Genomic DNA, 21,049 nt, shown 5'->3' on the forward strand with positions numbered 1-21,049 from the left:
GGGGAAACCAAATCCGGCCCTCTGCCTGGATAATCTTCAAAAAGGCGATGGACCGGCGAAGGCGGCAGGCGCACCCGCCGCCCGAACCGTTAAAGAGCGGCGGCGCTTACTTCAGGTAGCCCACATCGCTCCAGGTCTTGTAGTTTTCCCGGAAGGTGGAGAGTGAATCCCAGGCTTTCTTGAAGTTCGGGTTGGAAGCGCTTTCCTCCTCAACGACTTCGGCCCAGGCGGCGCGCAGCGTATCGAGGATTTCCGGCGGCCAGGTGTGGATCGTCACGCCATTGTCCTGAAGCTCCTTGAGAGCCGTGAACTGGATCGCCTCGCCCTCCGCCAGGCCGTAGGCGATGTTCGCTTCGCAAACCGTTTCGAAAAGGGCTTTCGTGTCGTCGGCCAGGGCGTCCCATTCATCCTTGTTGATCATCAGTTCGAACAGCGTCGACTGCTGATGCCAGCCGGGGAAGTAGTAGTGCTTTGCGACCTGATAGAAGCCGAGCTTCAGATCGATCGCGGGCATGGAGAATTCGGTCGCGTCGATGGTGCCGAGCTCAAGTGCCGGGAAGATATCGCCGCCAGCAAGAAGCTGGGTCGAAACGCCGACCTTTTCCATCACCTTCGCGCCGAGGCCGAAGAAGCGCATCTTCTTGCCCTTGAGGTCGTCGACCGATTTGATTTCCTCACGGAACCAGCCGGAAGCCTCCGGCGCGATGACGCCGCAGATGAGCGACTTGATGTTGTAGTTGGCGTAAATCTCGTCGAGCAGTTCCTGACCGCCGCCGAAACGGATCCAGGCATAGTATTCGCCCGCCTGCGGGCCGAAGGGCACGGCGGCAAAAAGCGCAAGCGCCGAATCCTTGCCCGTCCAGTAGCCGGGCGTCGACCAGGCGGCCTGCACGGCGCCGGAGGAAACGGCGTCGAAGGCCTCAAGTGCCGGGACGATGGCGCCAGGCTCCTGGAAGGTGACGTTGATCTGTCCGCCGGAGGCGGTGGCAAGCCTGTCCTGGATGACCTTGCCGAGCGTACCGAGCTGAGTGAGCGAGCTCGGATACGTCGACTGCATGTCCCAGCTTATATCGTCGAATGCGCTTGCAGGCATGCTCGCGCCAAGCGCAAGCGAAGTGGACAAGGCAAAGGCGGTAAGAAGTTTCTTCACGGTTCATTCCTCCCAAATTGCAGCACCCGGCGATGCCGGACACTTTCAAACCGGAAGGATGCGAACTGGCGCGCCCCCCGGCCCCCCCGCCGGCCGGCCGGCGCGAGGCGTCTCCCCCCTTTTTCCGAAGTGCCGGGCAGCGCCATTTGCGCAGGCCCGATGCGCCGGAGTTCCATGCCGCAGGCGGTTCTTGCTTGTTGCCGGCGGCCGTGCGGCCCCATTACGGCCCATTCGCCCCTCTTCGAAAAGGTCGTAATTTCCGCAGCGTTAGAACAATAACTGGATAACAATATTGACCACTGAACGCAATACGGAATAAATTGCGGGGCGGATAGCGGTCCCGTCGATCCATGCTGCTACGCACAGTTTTCGTGACTGCATCGCACAATAAAAATGCTGGCGTCGCAATGGTATTTCAGAAGATCAGTCACAATCGCACGGCCGATGCCGTGATCGATCAGATCGAGCAGCTGATCCTGCAGGGCGTGGTGCGCCCGGGCGACCGCCTGCCCTCCGAACGCGAGTTGGCCAAGAAAGTTGACGTCTCGCGCCCGATCCTTCGCGAGGCCATCAAGACACTGGAGGAGCGCGGGCTGATCGTCACACGCCATGGCGAGGGAACCTTCGTCGCCGACGTTATCGGCACGGTTTTCTCCGACGCGATCATAGAGCTTATCCGCCGCCATCCTCCGGCAATCGCCGACTACATGGAATACAGGCGCGAGATGGAAAGCATCGCCGCCGGCTATGCGGCGGTGCGGGCAACCGAAGCCGACAAGGAAATCATCACGCGCATTTTCGACGCCATGCAGGAAGCGCATGAGAAGGAGGATTTCGCGCGCGAGGCCGAGCTTGACGTTGAATTTCACCAGGCGATCGGCGAGAGCGCGCACAATATCGTGCTTCTTCACACGCTGCGCTCCTGCTACCGGCTGCTCAACGACGGCGTATTTTACAACCGCATGCAGCTCTACCGCTATCCGGGCTCGCGCGATAGGCTGCTGACGCAGCACAGCGAAATCTACCGGGCGGTCATGCGCGGCGACCGGCAAGGCGCCCAGGCCGCCGTCATCGCCCATATCGACTATGTCGAGAACGTAATCCGCGATGTCATGCGCAACGGACTGTGGCAGGAGGTTTCGAGCTTGCGCCTGCAGCAGCGCCTTGCCACGACCAGAGAAGACCCCAAACGCCGCCGCGCCCAGCGCAAAGCGACAGAGGAAATTACGACTTCATGAGTTCTTCGCCCTCCGCAAGCCCCCGCGTCGGGCTTTTCGTCACCTGTCTCGTCGACCTCTTTCGCCCAAGCGTCGGTTTCGCCGCAGTGAAACTGATGGAAGACGCGGGCTGCACCGTGGAAGTGCCGGCGGCGCAGACCTGCTGCGGCCAGCCGGCCTTCAACTCCGGCGACCGCAAGGATGCGCGCGAAATCGCCGAGCAGGTGATCCGCGCTTTCGAGCCTTACGACTATGTGGTCGCGCCGTCCGGTTCCTGCGCGGGCATGCTGAAGAAGCACTATCCGGAGCTTTTCGAGGACGACCCGCAGGCGCATGAACGCGCGGAGAATTTCGCCGAAAAGGTCCATGAACTCGTAAGCTTCCTGACCGACGTCCTGGGCGTCAAATCCGTCGATGCCGCGTTCAGGGGATCCGTCACCTATCACGACAGCTGTTCGGGCCTGCGCGAGCTTGGGGTGAAGGACCAGCCGCGCAAACTGCTGAAAACAGTGGCGGGTCTTGAAATCAAGGAAATGCGGGATCCGGACGTCTGCTGCGGCTTTGGCGGCACATTCTGCGTGAAATACCCCGACATATCCAACAAGATCGTTTCGCAGAAGACGGACACGGTCCGCGAGACGGGCGCGGGCACGCTGCTTGCCGGGGACCTCGGCTGCCTCATGAACATGGCCGGCAAGCTGAAACGCGAAGGTTCGGCTATCGAAGTGCGCCATGTCGCCGAAGTGCTGGCCGGCATGGCTGACGGACCGGCGATCGGCGAAAAGGCGAAAGGCTGAGAAGATGGTGGACGCCGCGACGCCCGGAGCGAAAGCCCGTCTTGCCGTGCGAAGGGGAAAGCGCGGGGACGCGGGCCGGATCGCCGAAATCTACAATCAGGGGATCGACGACCGGCTTGCCACCTTCGAGACAGAGCACAGGACGGCGGGGGACATCGAAGCCTGGTTCGATGCGAACCTGCCGCTTGCCGCCGTCGAGCGGGAGGGAGAAGTGATCGCCTATGCGGTTGCCCACCCCTACCGCTCGCGCCCCTGCTACGCGGGCGTGCGGGAATTTTCCGTCTATGTGGCGCGCGAAGCGCGGGGGACAGGCGCCGGCAAAGCCGCGCTCGAAGGGCTGATCGAGCTTTCGAAGGCCGACGGCGCGTGGAAGCTGCTCTCAAGGATATTTCCCGAGAATACGGCAAGCCTGGCGCTCTGCCGCAAGCTCGGCTTTCGCGTGGTCGGCACCTATGAGCGCCACGGCAAGCTCGACGGAAAATGGCGCGACTGCGTCATCGTCGAGAAACTGATCGACGATTGAGCGAAAAGGCGAGGCACATGGAAATCAAATCGCCCACCTTCAAGGATAATTCCGCAGAGGCGCTCAAGGACGTCAACCTGCAAAAGGCGCTCGGCAAGGTGCGCACGGGCTTCATCGACAAGCGTGCGAAAGCGGCCGAGGCCCTGCCGGAATTTGAGGATCTGCGCGACCGCGCGCGCGACATCAAGGACCACGTGCTCGACCATCTCGACCTCTACCTGGAAAGATACACCGAGAAAGTAGAAGCGGCCGGCGGCCACGTGCACTGGGCGGAAACGGCGGAGGACGCGCGCAACCAGATCATGGAAATCTGCCGGCGGCTCAATGCGCGCACGGTGACCAAGGGCAAATCCATGATCACCGAGGAGATCGGCCTCAACGAGTTCTTCGAGGAAAATGGCGTGACGCCCGTGGAAACGGACCTCGGCGAATATATCATCCAGCTTCGCGGCGAACACCCGAGCCATATCATCGCCCCCGCCGTGCATGTGACGAAGGACCAGGTGGAGGAGGAATTCCGCGCCAAGCACACGCATCTGGATCCAAATCGCAATCTCGAAGAGCCGACGACGCTGCTGGGCGAAGCGCGCGCCGTGCTCAGGCAGAAATATTTCGACGCGGACGTCGGCATCACAGGCGCGAACTTCCTGATCGCGGAGACGGGCACTTCGATCATCGTCACCAACGAGGGCAACGGCGACCTGACGCAGACGCTGCCGAAGGCGCATATCGTGGTGGCATCCATCGAGAAAATCGTGCCCACGCTGGAAGACGTGAGCCAGATCCTGCGCGTGCTCGCCCGTTCCGCCACCGGGCAGGATATGTCGGTCTATACGACCTTCTCCACCGGGCCGAAGCGCGACGACGACCCTGACGGGCCCGGCGAATACCACGTCATCCTGCTCGACAACGGGCGCTCGTCTATGCTCGGCTCCGACTATCAGGAGATGCTTCGCTGCATCCGCTGCGGGGCCTGCATGAACCACTGTCCGGTCTATCACGCTGTCGGCGGACATGCCTACGGCTGGGTCTACCCCGGCCCGATGGGTGCTGTGCTCACCCCTTCGCTGATCGGCGTCGACAAATCCGGCCACCTGCCGAACGCCTCCACCTTCTGCGGACGCTGCGAGGCGGTCTGTCCGATGCGTATCCCGCTGCCGAAGATGATGCGCCATTGGCGCGAGCGCGAGTTCGAGCGGAACCTCAATTCCGCGACAGTGCGCTACGGCCTGGGCGTGTGGGCCTATTTCGCCAAGCGGCCCTCGCTTTACCAGTTCATGACGGGCTTGAGCATGCGCGCACTCGGCCTTCTCGGGCGAACGAAAGGACGCTTCGGCAGCCTGCCGCTTGCAGGCGGATGGACGAAATACCGTGATTTGCCGGCGCCGGAGGGCAAGACCTTCCAGCAGCAATGGGCCGAACGGCAAAAAACCAAGCAGAGGGAAGCGGCATGACGGCGACCTCCCGCGAACGCATTCTCGCGAAAATCAGAACCTCACTCGGCCGAAAAGGCGAGGACGAGACGCGCCGGGACACCGTCGCCGAGCGCCTTTCCGCCCACCACAAGGGCATTATCCCAAAACGCGGCCAGCTTTCAGGCAAGGCCCTGACGGACTTGTTCTGCAAGATGGCCGATAGCGTGCAGGCATCTGTTGCCCGCGTTTCCTCATCCGATGATGTGCCGGCGGCCGTCAGTGAATACTTGCGCTCGAAAAATCTTTCACAGCAGGTACGCATGGGTGCCGACCCGCGTCTGGGCGCCATGCCCTGGAAAGACCAGCCGAACCTGGAAGTTATGCAGGGCCGGGCGGAGGGAAGCGAGGAGGCCGGCGTTTCGCATGCATTCGCAGGCGTTGCCGAAACAGGCACGCTGGTGCTGACGTCCGGCAACGACAACCCGACGACCATAAACTTCCTGCCCGAGCACCACATTGCGGTGGTGAACGCCGCCGACATAAAGGGCGACATGGAAGCCGTGTGGGCGAAAGTGCGCGAGACATACGGCGAAGGCACGATGCCGCGCACGGTCAACATGGTGACCGGACCGTCCCGCTCCGCCGATATCGAGCAAACGCTGCTTCTCGGCGCACACGGGCCGAGGGCGCTACATGTGATCGTGGTGGAAGAGGGTTAGGCAGATTTCCAGGCCAGAGAACTCCCCTCTCCAAAACCGCGTTTCGCCCGACGGTTCGATCATCGCGACGCCTGCGCGCGGGGACATGTTCGGCAATCGCGGCGGACGCATTCACGACCCGGCCACGAAGACATTGCTGCCGAGACGCTGGGCGTCGAAACAGTGGATCTGCTGCGTGCTCTCCTTCGAGGGGCGCAGGCGCAAGGTGATGGGCGAAGGCTATACGGAGCTTTTCTTCCTTGATGAAGTGACGGCGCTTGCCGCCGGACAACGCCCCTGCTTCGAGTGCAGGCGTCAGGATGCCTTGCGTTTTGCCGCTGCCTGGGCGCGCGCATTCGACCTCGCCGTGCCGCCCAAAGCGCTCGAAATGGACAAGGTGCTGCATGAAGAGCGGCTGGAGAACCGGCAGAAGCGCTTGCATCAGCGCGACATATCCGGCCTGCCGGAGGGCGCCGTCCTGCGGCTCGACGATGTTATATACGCGGTAAAGGGCGGAAAGCTTTTGCCCTGGTCCTTTGAGGGATACGGAGCGCCGGAGCCCCTTCCCTCATCAGGTTTGGCCGAGATCCTGACACCGCCCGCAACCCTTGGCGCGCTGAAGAGTGGCTATAATCCCCAGTGGCATGAAAGCGCCGGTTGATCTTCACCGAAGCGTGTCGAACTTTGGCCTCCGTTTGTGCTAGTCAGTCTCCGCCACCGGCAATCGGCCGGAGGGCAGGAACGCGCGCCGGACTATCCTTCCGGTGGCAAGGAGAATGAGATGAACGAGAACGAACTCGCGCTCGGCCGCGCCGTCGAGACGCCGAACGACCCCGAGACCGCACCTCTCGACCGCGTGCCGAACCCGAACCCGGAAGTCGACTACGTCACGCGCTTCGTGGTGCCGGAATTCACCTCCATGTGCCCGGTGACAGGCCAGCCGGACTTTGCCCATATCGTCATCGATTACGTGCCGGACGAATGGCTGATCGAATCGAAGTCGCTGAAGCTGTTCATGCATTCCTTCCGCAACCATGGCGCCTTTCACGAAGGCTGCACCGTGATGATCGGCAAGCGGTTGGTGGAGCGGCTTTCGCCGCGCTGGCTGAGGATCGGCGGCTATTGGTATCCGCGCGGCGGAATTCCGATCGACGTGTTCTGGCAGACCGGAAACCCGCCTGAAGGCATCTGGCTGCCCGACCAGGGCGTGCCGCCCTATCGCGGGCGAGGCTGAGATCATGCGGTAAGGGGCAACCGGCAAACGAGAAACGCCGTTTCCATTTCGCCGATGCCCTTGACCGTCATCACCCCGCGCTCCTCGAAGGCAAAACAGCCGCCCGCAACGTCGCAAAAGGCGCGCGTGACGTGGATGCGGCCCGGAAGGCCGTGCGATTCCATACGCGCGGCGATATTGACCGCATCGCCCCAGATATCGAAGGAATATCGGCGCTGGCCGATCACCCCGGCGATCGCCGGACCGATGTGAAGCCCACAGCGCAGCGCAAGATCGGAGGGCCCGAGCGGCGGCTGATTGTCGATTTCCTCCATCATGGCGATCGCGAAGGAGGCGATGCGGTGCGCCGCCTCCTCGCCCGTCTCGCCGTAAAGTCCGGCAGCGGCCATATAGGCATCGCCGATCGTCTTGATTTTCTCCACCCCATGCTCGACGGCGAGCCTGTCGAACGCGCGCACCAGCCGGTCGAGCGCTTCCACCACGTCTTCCGGTGGAAGCGCGCGTGCGACCGGCGTGAAGCCGACGATATCGCTGAAAAGCACCGCCACCGTCTCGCGCCGGTCGGCGATTGTGCGGTCGGGCTCACGCTTCAGCCGTTCGGCAACACGCTCCGGCATGATGGTGGTGAGCAGCGTTTCGGCACGCTCATGCTCGGCCTCAAGCGCCTTTTCCGCCTTCCTGAGCGCAGACAGTGCATAGGTCATCAACAGGCAGTAGACGATGGTGATGTTGACCGCGATCTGGCCCGACAGGAGTTCGTGAAACTCGGAATCATCGGCCATCACCGGTCCGTAGTGCGGCGCGAAGTTCATGGAGGCGACCAACAGGACGAAAACCATTACGAAAAGAGTGACAACCCAACGCCAGCGGTGAACGCCGAGAAGCAGAACCCCACCGCCCGCGAGCGCATAATAGAAATGCGCTCCACCCTCGATCCCTATCGACCAGATGACGAAGAGATTGCCTATCGCCGCCACGCAAGCAAACCAGAACGCCCCGACATTCTCGCCTAACCGGTAAAGCGCAGGCGTGAGCGCAAAGAGGCCCATCATCACGAAGCCGTAGATGACGATCGGCATCAGCCCTTGCGCGTCGTAGTAATAGTTCTGAACGCTGTGGGCGAAATTCGCCACAAACATCATCGCCACGCCGATGTTCGTGAAGCGCTCGCGCTGGCGCACTTCGGCATCCCGCGAGACGATGCCCAATTCGAGCGCGCTGTCGATCCATGCGGGCAGCCGCAAACGCACGCTGGGTATATTACGGGCCAACATTTTTCGTATCCCGGATCATGAGCATGAATGGATCGTAACACGCAGGCCGGAAATCACGTTACGGTATGAACCACCTGCGTTTTATCAGGGATATCGATGCTTTAAACGACAATGATTGATTGGATACGCCGTCGCGAACGTGGCAATCAAGGCGCGCTCCACCTCGATCAACCGACCGGAACAGCTTCAATGTCGATCTCACGCAGCGCGGCGGGAAAAATCGCCAGCGACGACTTTTCCATGTCGCCGGCGGATTTCGGGCTCTATGGCGCAACGGTACTGGTGTGGGGCGTTTCCTGGTATGCGGTGAAGCTTCAGGCGGGGCCGGTTTCGCCGGAAGTTTCCGTGTTCTGGCGCTTCGTGCTTGCCGCATTCATTATGATGAGCTGGGCAAGGATAAAGGGCGCAAGGCTCGCCTTTCCGCGCTTTGACCATGTCCGCTTCGCGGCCCTTGGCGGGTTTATCTTCTCCACGAACTTCGTGCTCTTTTACTACGGCTCGCACTACGTCCCGTCGGGCTTGCTTTCCGTCGTTTTCTCGCTCACGTCGATCTTCAACATGCTGCTTGGCTTCGCGATCTTCGGCCAGAAGATCAGCAGGCGTGTGCTCATCGGCGCCCTGCTGGGCTTTACCGGTATCGCGCTCATGTTCCGGCCGCAGATTTTCGCTCAAGGTGCGACCGGTTTCGACACAGGCGCGCTGACCGGGCTCGCATTCTGCATCGGCGGAACGCTTTCCTTCTGTTTCGGCAACATGGTTTCCGCCGCCAACCAGCGCGCGGGCATATCCGTACTGTCCGCCAACGCCTGGGGCATGGTCTACGGCGCAACGCTGCTGGGCATTTTCGCATTTTTGAAGGGCGAGAGCTTCGTTATCGATTGGACGCCGACCTATGTCGGCACGCTCGTCTACCTTGCGGTCTTCGCCACCATCGTCGCCTTCGCCTGCTATCTGACGCTTTTGGGCCGCATCGGCTCGGCGCGCGCCGGCTACGCCACGGTCATGTTCCCGGTCGTGGCGCTTCTGGTTTCCACCGCATTGGAGGATTTCCACTGGAGCGCGGATGTTCTAGCCGGGCTCGCCGCCGTGCTTGCCGGCAATATCTTCGTCCTCAGGTCGAGCCGGCGCTAACGGCAGCTCATTCGGCAGCGATCTGATAGGCTACGTTGCCGATCGATGCGTGGATATGATCGCAAAGCGCGTCATGCACCGGATCGGTCGCGTGGGCGGCGCGCAGGATGGTGATCTCGCAGGGCGGCAACTGCGGCAGGCCGTCCGCCTCGCCCAGAATGCGAAGGCCCGGACGAATAGCGCTTTCCGGCAGAACGGCCACGGCGAGACCGGCCTGAACCGCACTCGTCAACGCGGAGGCGCTGGAGGACGTATAGGCAATGCAATAGGGCCTGTTCGCCCGGTCGAGCGCTGCAATGGCCTGCGCCCGCCAGCAACAATCCGAAGGACCGAGCGCAAGGCGCAGCACATCCTCGCAATGCAGGCATCGGTCGGACGCGGTTACCCAATGCAGCGGCTCGCGGCGAAACACCTCGCCCTGCAAGGGAACGCAGTCGCCCGATGTGACGATCGCGATATCAAGTTCGCCCTGCCCCACGAGTTGAGCCGTGAGCGACGAAGCCTGACACTGAACGGCGATCTCGATCGACGGGTTCAACCGCGCGAAGGCGGCAAGGACCTGAGGCAGAAGCCGCTCCGCGTAATCGTCCGGCAAGCCGAATTTCACGCGGCCAACCATTTCCGTCTCCGCAAACGCCTTAAAGGTATCGTCATTGAGCCGGATCATGCGCTGCGCGAATTCGACCAACCGATGACCGTCCTCCGTCAAACGCGACTGGCGCCCGTCCTTCACGAATATCGGGCGATCTATCCGCTCTTCCAGGCGCCGCATCTGCATGGAAACGGCGGACTGTGTCTTGTGAACCGCATCGGCCGCCTTGGTGAAACTGCCGAGTTCGGCGATCGCCAGGAAGGTTCTCAACTGGTCGATATCAAGCGCATGCGCCATCGCTTCTCTCCGATCAATTCATATCCTTAATCGATAGCTGCTCTGAATTTATCATCATTATCGATGGGTTTCCATTCAAATCATTCGTTTGATGAATTGATAGCGAGGTGACATATTCCTCTCAACACCTGAAGCGAAGCCGGATCAAACTTCCCGGCAGAGGCAACGGACAGGCGAAACGCCTGTTTATCCGAACAGGAGAGCCGTGCCATGACAATGATGCATTACCCCGTCAGACGGTCCGTCAGATCGTCAATCCCGATGCTTGCCGCCGATGGCGCTGCAGCACTCGCCAGGTTTGCCGCGCACATGTGGAACGCGCACCGCAACCGCCGGCAAATCGCCAAGCTGCTTGAGATGGATGACTATATGCTCGCCGATATCGGCGTGTCGCGCGGCGACATCCAAAGCGCGCTCATGGGCGACGTCTTCGAAGATCCCTCGAGCCGGCTTGCGGCCATGCGCGGCGGACGCCGCTTCAACGCGCTTGCCCGCCGGAAAAGCGTGAAGACTTCCTGAATTTACCTGACCGCAGCCCTGTCGGCCCCTCGCCGACGCAACTTGCCCGCCCCGGTTTCCGAGGCGGGCTTTTTTTATTTGCCGGGCTGGCGGGACGATTGTTCGAACAGTTTTTCGAAAGCCCGGATCTGCGTTTCCTGGATGTTGCGGCCAATATCGAGCCACGCCTCCGAGATGTTTTCATCCGAAGGTGTTTCGGCTACGGGTTCCTGTGGGGAGGCATCTTCCGTGTCGGGAATCTCCGCAGCCGTTTCAGCCTCGGCCTCTTCTTGCGGCTGTTCAGGCGTGAAAGCACGCATGTAACCATCCCAGAAGGACTGCATCGCTTCGGCATAAGGCGCCAGATAATCCTCAGGTTTGGGCGTCGGCTTTGGCCGTCCACGGGCGTAACCCGCAAGGAAGGCATCCAGCATGTCGCGCGCCGGCCCCGCCGTGAACTGCCGCGCCAGATTGCCGAGCGTGAGGGTGGCGACAACAGGCATCATGGTCTCCACGCCTTGCCGCCCAAGCCCGGTCGCGTTCGTTACCTGCTCGATGATGCGGGCCTGGACATCCGCCGGGCCGAAGAAGAGCGCCAGAGGCTCTCCGAAGAACCCCTCAGGCCGCGGCGCGGACCATGCCGCACCCGGCCCCGGCATCATCGCTATGAGACTTTGCAACCCGGCCGGCGACGATGCATTGTGGCGCAAACCGGCGAGGGCCGCTGACATCAGATTTTCCGACGCCTTGAGGAAGTCCTGATCCGACCAGCCGAATTGCTTGCGCATATGCGCGGCAAGCGTCTGCGGGTCGTAGCTTTGAGGAAATCCGAACGCGTCAGACATGAATGCCCGTCCTTTATGAGTGGACGTCAATCATCGCCCTTGCCGCGCCGCCGGTCAAACGGCAAGCCCCGAGCGGGAAGGAAAACTCCGTGCCCGGTAGCGCGCTCAGTCAGTAGGCAAATTCACGGAAGACCTGCGTGACGTCACCGCCCCAGGCACCGTGATAGCGCTCCAGCATCTGGTCCGCGGGCGACATCCCGGTCGCCACGGTTTCTTCAACGGCAGCAAGATGAGTGCGCTCATCCTCGCCGGCATCGTTGAGCCGCGCGCGACGTTTGAGGCCCTCCGCGGCGAGCGCCACCATCTCACGCGCGACATCGCGAACCGTTCCGGACCGGAAAGGCGTGTGCAGGGCATGGCGAGGCACGCCATTGCGCAAGGATTCGCGTTCTTCCGGCGTCCAGTCCTTGACGAGCTGCCAGGCCTGATCGAGCACGCCCTCATCATATAGAAGGCCGACCCAAAGCGCGGGAAGCGCGCAAATGCGCCGCCAGGGCCCGCCGTCGGCCCCGCGCATTTCGATGTAACGCTTCAAACGGACATCGGGAAATACGGTCGACAGATGGTTGTCCCAGTCGCCCAGCGTCGGATTGGGATCCGGTATCCGCCCTTGCAGCGCGCCGTTCATAAACTGGCGGAAGGTAACATCCGTCGCATCGAAATAGGTATCGCCGCGCTTGACGAAATACATCGGCACATCGACCGCCCATTCGACATAGGCTTCGAAGCCGAACCCCTCGTCGAAAGCGAACGGCAGCATGCCAGTGCGATTATTATCCGTATCGCGCCAGATTTCCGCCCGGAACGACTTGAAGCCGTTCGGTTTTCCCTCGGTGAAGGGAGAATTGGCAAAGATGGCGGTGGCGACCGGCTGGAGTGCCAGGCCCACGCGCATCTTGCGCGCCATATCCGCTTCCGAGGCAAAATCGAGATTTACCTGGATCGTCGACGTGCGGTACATCATGTCAAGCCCGAGGCTGCCTACCTTCGGCATGTAGCGCGTCATGATCTGGTAGCGCGATTTCGGCATCATCGGCACATCTTCACGCTTCCACGTCGGCGTCATGCCGAGGCCGAGGAAGCCGACGCCGAGCGGTTCCGCCACTTCGCGGACCTGGGCAAGGTGGCTGTTGGTTTCGCGGCAGGTCTGGTGGAGGTTGTCGAGCGGCGCGCCCGAAAGCTCGAACTGGCCGCCGGGCTCGATGGAAATCGCACCGCCACCGACGGGATCGGCAAGGCCGATGATCAGCCCGTTGTCGGAAATACGCTCCCAGCCGAGAAGCGCCTCCATGCCTTCGAGAACGGCCTTGACGCCATTTTTGCCCTCATAGGGAATGGGGCTCAGGTCGGAGAGGTTGAAGCCGAATTTCTCATGTTCCGTTCCGATACGGAAACGGTCCGCCGGCTTGCAGCCGGCCTCCAGCGTCGCGGCGAGCGCTTGTATCCCCTCGATCGGGGTGGAATCGACAGTATCGCGGGCCATCCGGACATCCCTAACGTATATTGGCCGGCAACATACTCACCACATCCGCGAGGCACAAACCTCAATTTGCGTGCTTGTGGTTCGTTTAAGCGACTTTTCAGTACCAGTCGCCAAGCGCCGCCTGAACGACCGCAAGCGCGGCGACACCCGCCGTATCCGCGCGAAGCACCCGGGGCCCCAGGGGAAGCGGCGTGACGAAGCCGAGCGCCCGCAGCCTCGTCCGCTCTTCCTCCGAGAAACCGCCCTCCGGCCCCACCAATACACCGAGAGGCCCACGCTCGACCGTGCTTAGCGCTGCGAGCGGGTTCTGGCTTTCCTCGCCTTCGTCGCAGAAGAGAAGCCGCCTGCCCGGCTCCGCCTGCGGCCAGCTTTCAAGGAGCGAGGGAAGCGAAACGGGCTCCAGAATTTCCGGCACCGAGATGACGCCGCATTGCTCGCAAGCCTCGATCACGTTGGCTCCCATCCGCTCCAGATTGATGCGCGAGGCTTGCGTATGCTGTGTGAGCACCGGGCGAAGGCGCCCCGCCCCCATTTCCACCGCCTTTTGCACCATATAATCGAGGCGGGCATGCTTCAGCGGGGCAAAGAGATAATCGATATCGGATGCCGGCGCCTGCTCGCGCGTCTGCTCGACAAGCGCGATCCGGCAGGACTTGCGGCTTTCCACCTCGAGTTCGGCCAACCATTCGCCATCCCGTCCGTTGAAGACGAGGATCCGGTCGCCCGAGGCCATGCGCATGACATTGACGAGATAGTTCGTCTGCGCCTTGTCCGTCTCGATCCTGGCGCCATGCGCAAGGATATGCCGGAGGAAAAGGCGCTGCATTCTGAAGTTCGATCTTGGCATGGCCCAACCTTAACGAATTCGATTCCGTATTCCCACCTGTCGATATCCAAAGGTGTGGACCTTGACCTTGGGCGCCGGCTCATGTCCCTTGATCGGACAAAAAGCGACCCGTCACATCCACTTCGAGCAGGCCATTGTCCGACACGACCAACGTCGCCGAATTCTCCGTTTCCGAAATCTCCTTCGCGATCAAGCGCACGATGGAGGACACCTTCGGCTATGTGCGGGTGCGCGGGGAACTGGGCCGGATATCGAGGCCCGGTTCCGGACATATCTATCTCGACCTCAAGGACGACAAGGCGGTGCTGGCCGGCGTGATCTGGCGCGGCGTGGCAAGCAGGCTGAAAATTCAACCCGAACAAGGCCTTGAAGTGATCGCGACCGGCAAGATCACCACCTTTCCCGGTCAGTCGAAATATCAGCTCGTGATCGAATCGCTGGAGCCTGCCGGCGTCGGCGCGCTGATGGCGCTTCTGGAAGAGCGGAAAAAGAAGCTTGCCGCCGAAGGGCTCTTCGAGGAGGCGCGCAAGCAGCTTTTGCCGCGCCTGCCGCGCGTGATCGGCGTCGTCACCTCGCCGACGGGCGCCGTCATCCGCGATATCCTTCACCGGATCACCGACCGCTACCCGCTGCATGTGCTGGTCTGGCCCGTCCGTGTGCAGGGCGAGACCTGCGGAGCGGAAGTGGCGAACGGAATTCGCGGGTTCAATGCGCTTTCGCCCGGCGGGCCGATCCCTCGGCCGGATGTCCTGATCGTCGCGCGCGGTGGCGGTAGCATCGAAGATCTCTGGGGCTTCAACGAAGAGGAGGTCGTGCGTGCAGCGGCCGCCTCCGACATCCCGCTGATTTCAGCGGTCGGCCATGAAACCGACTGGACGCTGATCGACCTGGCAGCAGACGTGCGTGCGCCAACCCCGACGGGGGCAGCCGAAATCGCCGTGCCGGTGAAGGCGGAGCTCCTCAACACGATCGACGATCTCTCCCGCCGGCTCGGTTCCGGCCTGATCAGGCTGCTGAACAGCCGGCGAACAGAGCTGCGCGCGGCGAGCGCGGCGCTGCCGGCCCCGCGCGACCTGCTGGCCCTTCCCCGCCAGCGCCTCGACACATATTCCGAGCGGCTTCGGCCGGCGCTTCGGGCAACGCTACGCGACAGGCGTGCACGGCTCGACACGGCCAACGCCCGCCTTTCGCCGGCCACGCTTCAACGGACGATGCGCTATTCAGCGGAGAGGATCGACGCACTTTCCGCAAGAAGCCTGCGGGCGCTCGCCGTCATCTCCGGCAATCGCAGGCAGCGATTCGAGGCAATCGCCCAGCGTTTGTCACCGCAACGCCTCAACGAAAGAGCCGGACTTTCGCGTGAGAAACTCGACGGTCTCTCGTCGCGCTTTGACAGGGCGTTCGCCGAACGCGTCAAGGCGGAGCGCGCAAGGCTCGATGCCGTCGACAAGCTATTGGAATCGCTTTCCTACCGAAATGTGCTGCAGCGCGGCTTCGCTCTCGTACGGGACGATGCGGGCACGCCGATCAGATCCGCCAGGGATGTTGCGGCAGGCACGATGATCGACATCGAGTTCGGCGACGAAAGCCATCTGACCGCGTTGACCGGGAGCGCGCCGGCAGGCGGCGGGCATCCTCCCAAAAAATCCCGCGCGGCAAAGGCGACCGGCGAGCCGAAAAAACAAGGCACACTTTTTTAGACGTCGCCCGAGGGCGCGGTAGCACGTTGCGGCGCGAGGCCGTGGTGCGCAATATCATATTCTAGAATATAGATGTTATTATGTTATAGTCCCGCACTGCCCGCATGGGTGGCGAACGGGAGGAAATCCATGAAAACAGTGACCGTATATTTCGCAGTCTTGCTGGCCGGCCTTGCACTTTTTGCGCCCGGGGCCGCGACTGCCGGGGACGGGGTCCACCGTCTTGCACTTCAGATCAGCGACAACGACCCGCAAAAGATGAACACCGTTCTCAATGTGGCTGCGAATGTGGCACGACATTACTCGGGCAACGGCGAGGAGGTGGAAATAAGGATCGTCGCCTTCAACCAGGGCCTTCACATGCTCAGGTCCGATACATCGCCGGTTAAGGAACGGCTTGCCGGTTTTGCCAAGAGCATGCCCAACGTCACGTTCAATGCGTGTGGAAATACGATTGCGGGAATGACGAAGAAGGAAGGAAAAGAGCCACCGCTGGTGGATAACGCCGAGACCGTTCCTGCAGGCGTCGTGACCCTCATGGAGCTGGACGAGGCGGGCTGGACAATCGTGCGCCCCTGAACATGAAACACTTGCGGCGAGCCATTAATAAACGGCTCGCCGCATCGTTTTTTTACACCGTTTGCCGGAGCTACATTACCGATGGCAGCCAGGTTACGATCGCCGGGAAGGCGACAAGACCGGCGATGGTCAGCCCGTCCGCCACGAAGAACGGCAAGCAGCCGCGGAAAACCTCCTGCACCGGAATATCCGGCCTGACACCGGCGACCACGAAGCAGTTCAGGCCTATCGGTGGGGTGATCAGACAAAGCTCCGCCATCTTGACCACCAGGATTCCGAACCAGATCGCGCAAAGCTCGCCCGACATGCCGAACGCGCTGTCCGCCGCCGATACGGATTCGCCACCATTGAGCGCCATGACCGCCGGATAGACCACGGGCAAGGTCAGCACCAGCATGCCGATGGCATCTATGAACATACCGAGCACGGCATAGGCGCACAGGATGATCACAAGCGTCATCCACGGGCTGAATTCGAGCGCTACGATAAACTCCCTGAAGGCTTCCGGCAGGCCGGCGAAACCCAAAAAGCGGACGTAAACCAGCACACCCCAGATGAGCGTGAAGATCATCACCGTCAGCTTCGCCGTCTCGTGCAGGGCCTGGCCAAGCTGGCGCCCACGCATGCCGTTGACGATTGCCGTCACGAGCACCACGAAAGCACCGAGCGCACCTGCTTCCGTCGGCGTCGCGATACCGTAATAAAGCGAGCCGAAGATGATGACGACGACGCTGACGATCGGCAACGTTCCGGGCACCGCGGCGAAACGCTGACCCCAGGTAAATCCACGCACCGGCGGGGCATCGCCGCGCCAGGCCGACATGCCGATGATGATGATCACGTAGATGAACGCGGAGAAGATGCCCGGCAGGAAGCCGGCGATCAGGAGCTTTGCCACCGACTGTTCAACCAGAATGGCATAAATCACCAGGATCGCCGAAGGCGGAATGAGCGAGGCAAGCGTGCCACCCGCCGCGACAACCGCCGAAGACAGGCGCTTGGAATAACCGACGGCGAGCATTTCCGGGATCGCGACCCGGGAGAATACGGCTGCCGTCGCGACACTTGCGCCGGAAACGGCGGCGAAGCCCGCGGTCGCAAAAACCGTACCCACCGCCATGCCACCCGGCAACCAGCCGAGCCAGCGTTTTGCCGCTTCGAAGAGTTGGCGCGTGAAGCCGGCGTAAAAGGCGAGAAAGCCGATCAGGATGAATGTCGGCAGGACCGACAGCGAATAGGTGACCGACTTCGAATGAGGAACCGTGCCCGCCATCTTGAGCGCGGTTATCACCCCCTTTTCAAAGCCGAGGCGCAGCGAAAAGATGGCGATAAGGCCGACCATGCCGACCAGCGCGGCGGCAAAGGCAACCCGCATGCCGACGACTACAAGGACGAGCAGGACGCCCGTCATGATCAGACCGATGTCAAAAGGCGTCATCAGGCTTTCTCCCCTCGCCCGAATTCCGCCGGGTCTTCTCCGAAAGCTTCTTCTATTTCATGTTTTGCCGTTTCCGCAGCATCGTGAATCACGGGTACGGCAATGGCTTCGGCATCGGGATAGCGCACCAGGCGCCAGTAGCCGTAGATCTGTAGCACCAGCCGCAGCCACAAGAGCGAAAGCGCGACCGGAACGACAAGCTTCGACGGCCATGTCGGCAGGCCGATGTCGATCGTGCTGTCCCCCAGCAGCCACGAGCGCTGGAAGTGGTACCAGGAACCGTAGACGAGGCCGGTGACGACGAGCCAGATGAGGACGACGCCGACCAATTCCGCGACCCAGAGGGTCCGCCCCTTAAGCTGGCCGAGCACGATTTCCATGCGGATGTGGTCGCCCACGCGCTGGCAATAGGCGATGCCACCGAAAGCGAATACCGCCATCGCCTGTTCCGTGATGTCGATAAAGCCCGGGACGGGCCAGTTGAACACCGTTCGTCCGACGACCTGCACGACGGCAAGCAGCATCAGCACGAGGATGCTGGCGGCGGCGATAAGATTGAATATATTTTCGATAACGCCGAGAGCGCCATCGAACCGGATATAGGTTCGCGGCTGCTCGCTCGAGGCGGGCCCAGCGTTCATGACATGCTCCTGTCTGTATCACCGCATGGCGGTCCGCAGGAAAGAATGACCGATCCCATGTTGGCAAACCGCCCCGGTCGAGGACATCGGCCGGGGCGGGGCGTCACACGGATCGACGGATCGTCAGTTGAGCTTGGACTGCACCATGTCGAGCAGTTCCTGGGCGGGAATGCCCTTGGCGCTCATTTCCTTGACCCATTCGTCCCAAAGCGGCTTGCCGGCCTTTGCCCTGAAAGCGTCGATTTCCGACTTTTCGAAGGTGACCTGCTCGATCTTCATTTCGTCAAGCGTCGGATACCACTTGTCGTAGACCTTCTTGTAGGTCGCGAGGTAATGGTCGATCGCCTCGTCGATCGAGGAGTCGAGCGCTTCCTTGTAGTTGTCGGGCAGGGCATCGTAGGCATCCTGATTGACGACGACCGGGCAGTTGACCGTGCCGGGATTGAGATTCGTCGTCCACCAGCTGCCTGCTTCCACCGTCTTGAAGGCCAGATGCGCATGCGGAGCGAAGGATGCCGCGCGCACGGTACCGGAATCGATCGCCTGGAACGTTTCGGAAGCCGTCACCGTCGTCGGAACGGCACCGATCGTCTCCATCGCCTTGCCGACGCCGCCAAGGGCGCGAACGCGCATGCCTTCGAAATCGGAAACGGATTTCGGCGCGTCGCCCTTGCCCACGAAATTGTACTGCGGCATGGGCGAAGACATCAAAAGCTTCGCGTTCCAGCGCGCCAGATCCTCCTGGACGGCGGGATGGGAATAGACTTCCTTGTCGAGCGCGACCTGGGTTTCAAGGTCCGGCACGCCGAGGAAGGGAAGCTCGAGCACCGTCAACGTCGGGTTCTTGTCGGCGTGGTAGGACGCGCAGAACTGCGCCATCTCGAAAGCGCCGATGGAAATACCGTCAAGGTTCTCGCGCGACTTGGACAGCGCTTCGCCGTAGGCAAGGTTCAGCTTGAAGCCCCCGTCCGTCTTCTGGTCGACGAGTTCGGCCAGCTTTTCGATGTGTTCGGTGAAGGCGCGGCGCTTGCCCCACAGCGAAACGTTCCAGGTAACGTCCTGCGCGAAGGTTTCCGCCGCAAAGCCGAACGTCAGCGCAAGCGCTGTCGCCGACGTGATAAGTGCGCGGTTGAGTTTCATTCGGTCCTCCCGATTCTTGTTCAGATGCGATCTTGTTACGATGGCCGCCACGCCCGAATGATTATTGGTTCCGCGCGGCGATCCGAGGTCGCACATTTACATGGTAAAAACGACATATCCAGAGGCTGAACGCAAACTCTGGCGAATTCCTCAAGCTTTTCAGGCCACGACTGGCCGCGAGGAGAAATGGACAAAACCTGGCAATCTCCGTTAATTGCCGGCCAAGGGTTGGAATTCGTTGGGTCATGAAAACCGGCGAACGATTTTATGGGAGGACGGTCATGCAATTTTTGCTGAACGAGGAACAAATCCTCATTCAGAATACCGCAAGACGGCTTGCAGGCGACCGTATCGCCCCGCTCGCCGAACGTCTGGACCGGGGCGAGGGCCGCGAGGAGTTTCTGGCCAACCTGAAATTCCTTGCAGAAAACGGCTTCATGGCGCTCAACGTCGCCGCCGATTACGGTGGAGCGGAAGCAGGTGCCGTTGCCTTCGCGCTCGCGATCGAGGAAGTCGGCCGCGCCTGCGCCTCCACGGGGGTTACCATGTCGGTCACAAATATGGTGGCCGAGGTCATCCAGGCTGTGGGATCGGAAGAGCAACGAGCCGCCTATCTTCCGAAGATCGCCGGCGGGATCTATCCCGCCGCGGCCTTCTGCCTGACAGAGTCGGGAGCCGGCTCCGACCCCTCCTCCATGCGCACGAAGGCCGTGCGAGACGGCAATCACTATGTCCTGAACGGCTCCAAGCTCTATATCACTTCCGCCGAATACGCCGGCATCTTCGTCGTCTGGGCGGTGACCGACCCGGACGCCCCCAGGGGCAAGGGCATTTCCTGCTTCCTCGTGGAGCGCGACACGCCGGGGCTCGTCATAGGCAAGGCCGAAAAGAAGATGGGCCAGACGGGCTCCGTCACCAACGAAGTGCACTTCGAGGATTGCCGCATCCCCGCGACGCAAATGATGGGCGAAGAAAACGACGGCTTCCGCATCGCCGTCGGCGAGCTTGCCGGGGGGCGTATCGGCATCGCGGCACTGGCGCTCGGCATTTCGCGAGCGGCGATGGACGCCGCGAAGTCCTACGTGAAGGAACGCAAGCAGTTCGGCAAGGCGATCGCCGACATGCAAGGCATTCAGTGGATGATCGCCGACCGGGAAACCGAACTGGAAGCCGCCCGCCTGCTGATCCTGCAAGCTGCGCATTTGAAGGATGCCGGCAAACCCTTCGCCCGCGAAGCCTCCATGGCCAAGCTTTTTTCAAGCGAAGCCGCCCAGCGCGCCACATACACCGCGCTCCAGCTTCACGGCGGCGCGGGCTACATCCGCGAATATCCTCTCGAGAGATATGCGCGCGACGCCCGCATCACGACGATCTACGAAGGAACATCGGAAATCCAGCGGCTGATCATCGCCCGGGAGGTGCTCAAAGAGATCTGACCTTCGGCATATGCCTATTTTCGCTGAGAAAATTCGATTCTTCCCTTGCGTCTGATTGACGAGGGTCAAAGAATGATCGCACTCGGACGGGTAGTCTCGCGACGATACTACGGG

General features: G+C 61.6%; 21 protein-coding genes. 12 read left to right on the forward strand and 9 right to left on the reverse strand.

The window, feature by feature from the left end; translation table 11 throughout:
• Positions 1–106 precede the first annotated feature (106 nt).
• The gene (locus HPQ64_RS19505) at positions 107–1,150 is read right to left on the reverse strand and encodes a TRAP transporter substrate-binding protein (protein WP_210260379.1); all 1,044 of its coding nucleotides are present in this window, start codon (positions 1,148–1,150) and stop codon (positions 107–109) included.
• Positions 1,151–1,557: 407 nt separating this feature from the next.
• Here HPQ64_RS19505 and HPQ64_RS19510 point away from each other — a divergent pair, with 407 nt between their 5' ends.
• The 7 genes from HPQ64_RS19510 to queF all read left to right on the forward strand — a co-directional run bounded on the left by HPQ64_RS19510 (position 1,558) and on the right by queF (position 7,034).
• On the forward strand, positions 1,558–2,388 hold the full coding sequence (locus tag HPQ64_RS19510; RefSeq protein WP_172890280.1) for an FCD domain-containing protein: 831 nt from the start codon (positions 1,558–1,560) through the stop codon (positions 2,386–2,388).
• A complete protein-coding gene (locus tag HPQ64_RS19515; protein ID WP_172890281.1) occupies positions 2,385–3,164 on the forward strand; it encodes a (Fe-S)-binding protein in 780 nt (259 codons plus the stop codon). Before HPQ64_RS19510 ends, HPQ64_RS19515 begins: the two co-directional genes overlap by 4 nt.
• A 4-nt stretch (positions 3,165–3,168) precedes the next feature.
• The gene (locus HPQ64_RS19520) at positions 3,169–3,687 is read left to right on the forward strand and encodes an arsinothricin resistance N-acetyltransferase ArsN1 family A (protein WP_172890282.1); all 519 of its coding nucleotides are present in this window, start codon (positions 3,169–3,171) and stop codon (positions 3,685–3,687) included.
• 17 nt (positions 3,688–3,704) lie between these two features.
• Entirely contained in the window at positions 3,705–5,141 is a 1,437-nt protein-coding gene (locus HPQ64_RS19525; protein WP_172890283.1) for a LutB/LldF family L-lactate oxidation iron-sulfur protein, read from the forward strand.
• Positions 5,138–5,821 carry a LutC/YkgG family protein gene (locus HPQ64_RS19530; protein WP_172890284.1) on the forward strand — a complete coding sequence of 228 codons (684 nt, stop codon included), beginning with the start codon at positions 5,138–5,140 and terminating at the stop codon, positions 5,819–5,821. The genes HPQ64_RS19525 and HPQ64_RS19530 overlap by 4 nt, the downstream gene beginning before the upstream one ends.
• An 85-nt stretch (positions 5,822–5,906) precedes the next feature.
• The gene (locus HPQ64_RS19535) at positions 5,907–6,461 is read left to right on the forward strand and encodes a hypothetical protein (RefSeq protein WP_246270794.1); all 555 of its coding nucleotides are present in this window, start codon (positions 5,907–5,909) and stop codon (positions 6,459–6,461) included.
• A 120-nt stretch (positions 6,462–6,581) separates the two neighbouring features.
• Positions 6,582–7,034 (forward strand): preQ(1) synthase, encoded by a 453-nt coding sequence (gene queF / locus HPQ64_RS19540; RefSeq protein ID WP_160776455.1) that lies wholly within the window; start codon positions 6,582–6,584, stop codon positions 7,032–7,034.
• A 2-nt stretch (positions 7,035–7,036) separates the two neighbouring features.
• Here the strand turns inward: queF and HPQ64_RS19545 are convergent, their stop codons facing one another.
• Positions 7,037–8,308 (reverse strand): adenylate/guanylate cyclase domain-containing protein, encoded by a 1,272-nt coding sequence (locus tag HPQ64_RS19545; protein WP_172890285.1) that lies wholly within the window; start codon positions 8,306–8,308, stop codon positions 7,037–7,039.
• 189 nt (positions 8,309–8,497) lie between these two features.
• Here HPQ64_RS19545 and HPQ64_RS19550 point away from each other — a divergent pair, with 189 nt between their 5' ends.
• Positions 8,498–9,439, forward strand: coding sequence for a DMT family transporter (locus tag HPQ64_RS19550; protein ID WP_246270795.1), 942 nt, complete (start codon positions 8,498–8,500; stop codon positions 9,437–9,439).
• Positions 9,440–9,446: 7 nt separating this feature from the next.
• Here the strand turns inward: HPQ64_RS19550 and HPQ64_RS19555 are convergent, their stop codons facing one another.
• The gene (locus tag HPQ64_RS19555) at positions 9,447–10,328 is read right to left on the reverse strand and encodes a LysR substrate-binding domain-containing protein (protein ID WP_172890286.1); all 882 of its coding nucleotides are present in this window, start codon (positions 10,326–10,328) and stop codon (positions 9,447–9,449) included.
• A gap of 210 nt (positions 10,329–10,538) precedes the next feature.
• Here HPQ64_RS19555 and HPQ64_RS19560 point away from each other — a divergent pair, with 210 nt between their 5' ends.
• On the forward strand, positions 10,539–10,847 hold the full coding sequence (locus tag HPQ64_RS19560; RefSeq protein WP_172890287.1) for a DUF1127 domain-containing protein: 309 nt from the start codon (positions 10,539–10,541) through the stop codon (positions 10,845–10,847).
• A gap of 74 nt (positions 10,848–10,921) precedes the next feature.
• Here the strand turns inward: HPQ64_RS19560 and HPQ64_RS19565 are convergent, their stop codons facing one another.
• The 3 genes from HPQ64_RS19565 to HPQ64_RS19575 all read right to left on the reverse strand — a co-directional run bounded on the left by HPQ64_RS19565 (position 10,922) and on the right by HPQ64_RS19575 (position 13,980).
• Positions 10,922–11,671, reverse strand: coding sequence for a DUF937 domain-containing protein (locus tag HPQ64_RS19565; protein WP_172890288.1), 750 nt, complete (start codon positions 11,669–11,671; stop codon positions 10,922–10,924).
• A gap of 109 nt (positions 11,672–11,780) precedes the next feature.
• Complete coding sequence (locus HPQ64_RS19570; RefSeq protein WP_172890289.1) at positions 11,781–13,154, reverse strand: glutamate--cysteine ligase; 1,374 nt, start codon at positions 13,152–13,154, stop codon at positions 11,781–11,783.
• 97 nt (positions 13,155–13,251) lie between these two features.
• Entirely contained in the window at positions 13,252–13,980 is a 729-nt protein-coding gene (locus tag HPQ64_RS19575; protein ID WP_246270796.1) for a 16S rRNA (uracil(1498)-N(3))-methyltransferase, read from the reverse strand.
• A gap of 155 nt (positions 13,981–14,135) precedes the next feature.
• On the opposite strand from HPQ64_RS19575, the gene xseA reads away from it, so the two are divergent.
• Positions 14,136–15,701 carry an exodeoxyribonuclease VII large subunit gene (gene xseA, locus HPQ64_RS19580; RefSeq protein WP_172890291.1) on the forward strand — a complete coding sequence of 522 codons (1,566 nt, stop codon included), beginning with the start codon at positions 14,136–14,138 and terminating at the stop codon, positions 15,699–15,701.
• A gap of 129 nt (positions 15,702–15,830) precedes the next feature.
• A complete protein-coding gene (locus HPQ64_RS19585; protein WP_172890292.1) occupies positions 15,831–16,280 on the forward strand; it encodes a DsrE family protein in 450 nt (149 codons plus the stop codon).
• A 70-nt stretch (positions 16,281–16,350) separates the two neighbouring features.
• Here the strand turns inward: HPQ64_RS19585 and HPQ64_RS19590 are convergent, their stop codons facing one another.
• From HPQ64_RS19590 to HPQ64_RS19600, 3 genes are all read right to left on the reverse strand, one after another.
• Positions 16,351–17,718, reverse strand: coding sequence for a TRAP transporter large permease (locus HPQ64_RS19590; protein WP_172890293.1), 1,368 nt, complete (start codon positions 17,716–17,718; stop codon positions 16,351–16,353).
• Complete coding sequence (locus HPQ64_RS19595; RefSeq protein WP_172890294.1) at positions 17,718–18,359, reverse strand: TRAP transporter small permease subunit; 642 nt, start codon at positions 18,357–18,359, stop codon at positions 17,718–17,720. The genes HPQ64_RS19590 and HPQ64_RS19595 overlap by 1 nt, the downstream gene beginning before the upstream one ends.
• 123 nt (positions 18,360–18,482) lie before the next feature.
• Entirely contained in the window at positions 18,483–19,499 is a 1,017-nt protein-coding gene (locus HPQ64_RS19600) for a C4-dicarboxylate TRAP transporter substrate-binding protein (RefSeq protein WP_172890295.1), read from the reverse strand.
• A 281-nt stretch (positions 19,500–19,780) separates the two neighbouring features.
• Here HPQ64_RS19600 and HPQ64_RS19605 point away from each other — a divergent pair, with 281 nt between their 5' ends.
• Positions 19,781–20,935: an acyl-CoA dehydrogenase family protein gene (locus HPQ64_RS19605; protein WP_172890296.1), complete on the forward strand. Its 1,155-nt coding sequence runs from the start codon at positions 19,781–19,783 to the stop codon at positions 20,933–20,935.
• Positions 20,936–21,049: the final 114 nt, after the last annotated feature.

The sequence above is a fragment of the Hongsoonwoonella zoysiae genome (assembly GCF_013266695.1).
GTDB lineage: Bacteria > Pseudomonadota > Alphaproteobacteria > Rhizobiales > Stappiaceae > Hongsoonwoonella > Hongsoonwoonella zoysiae.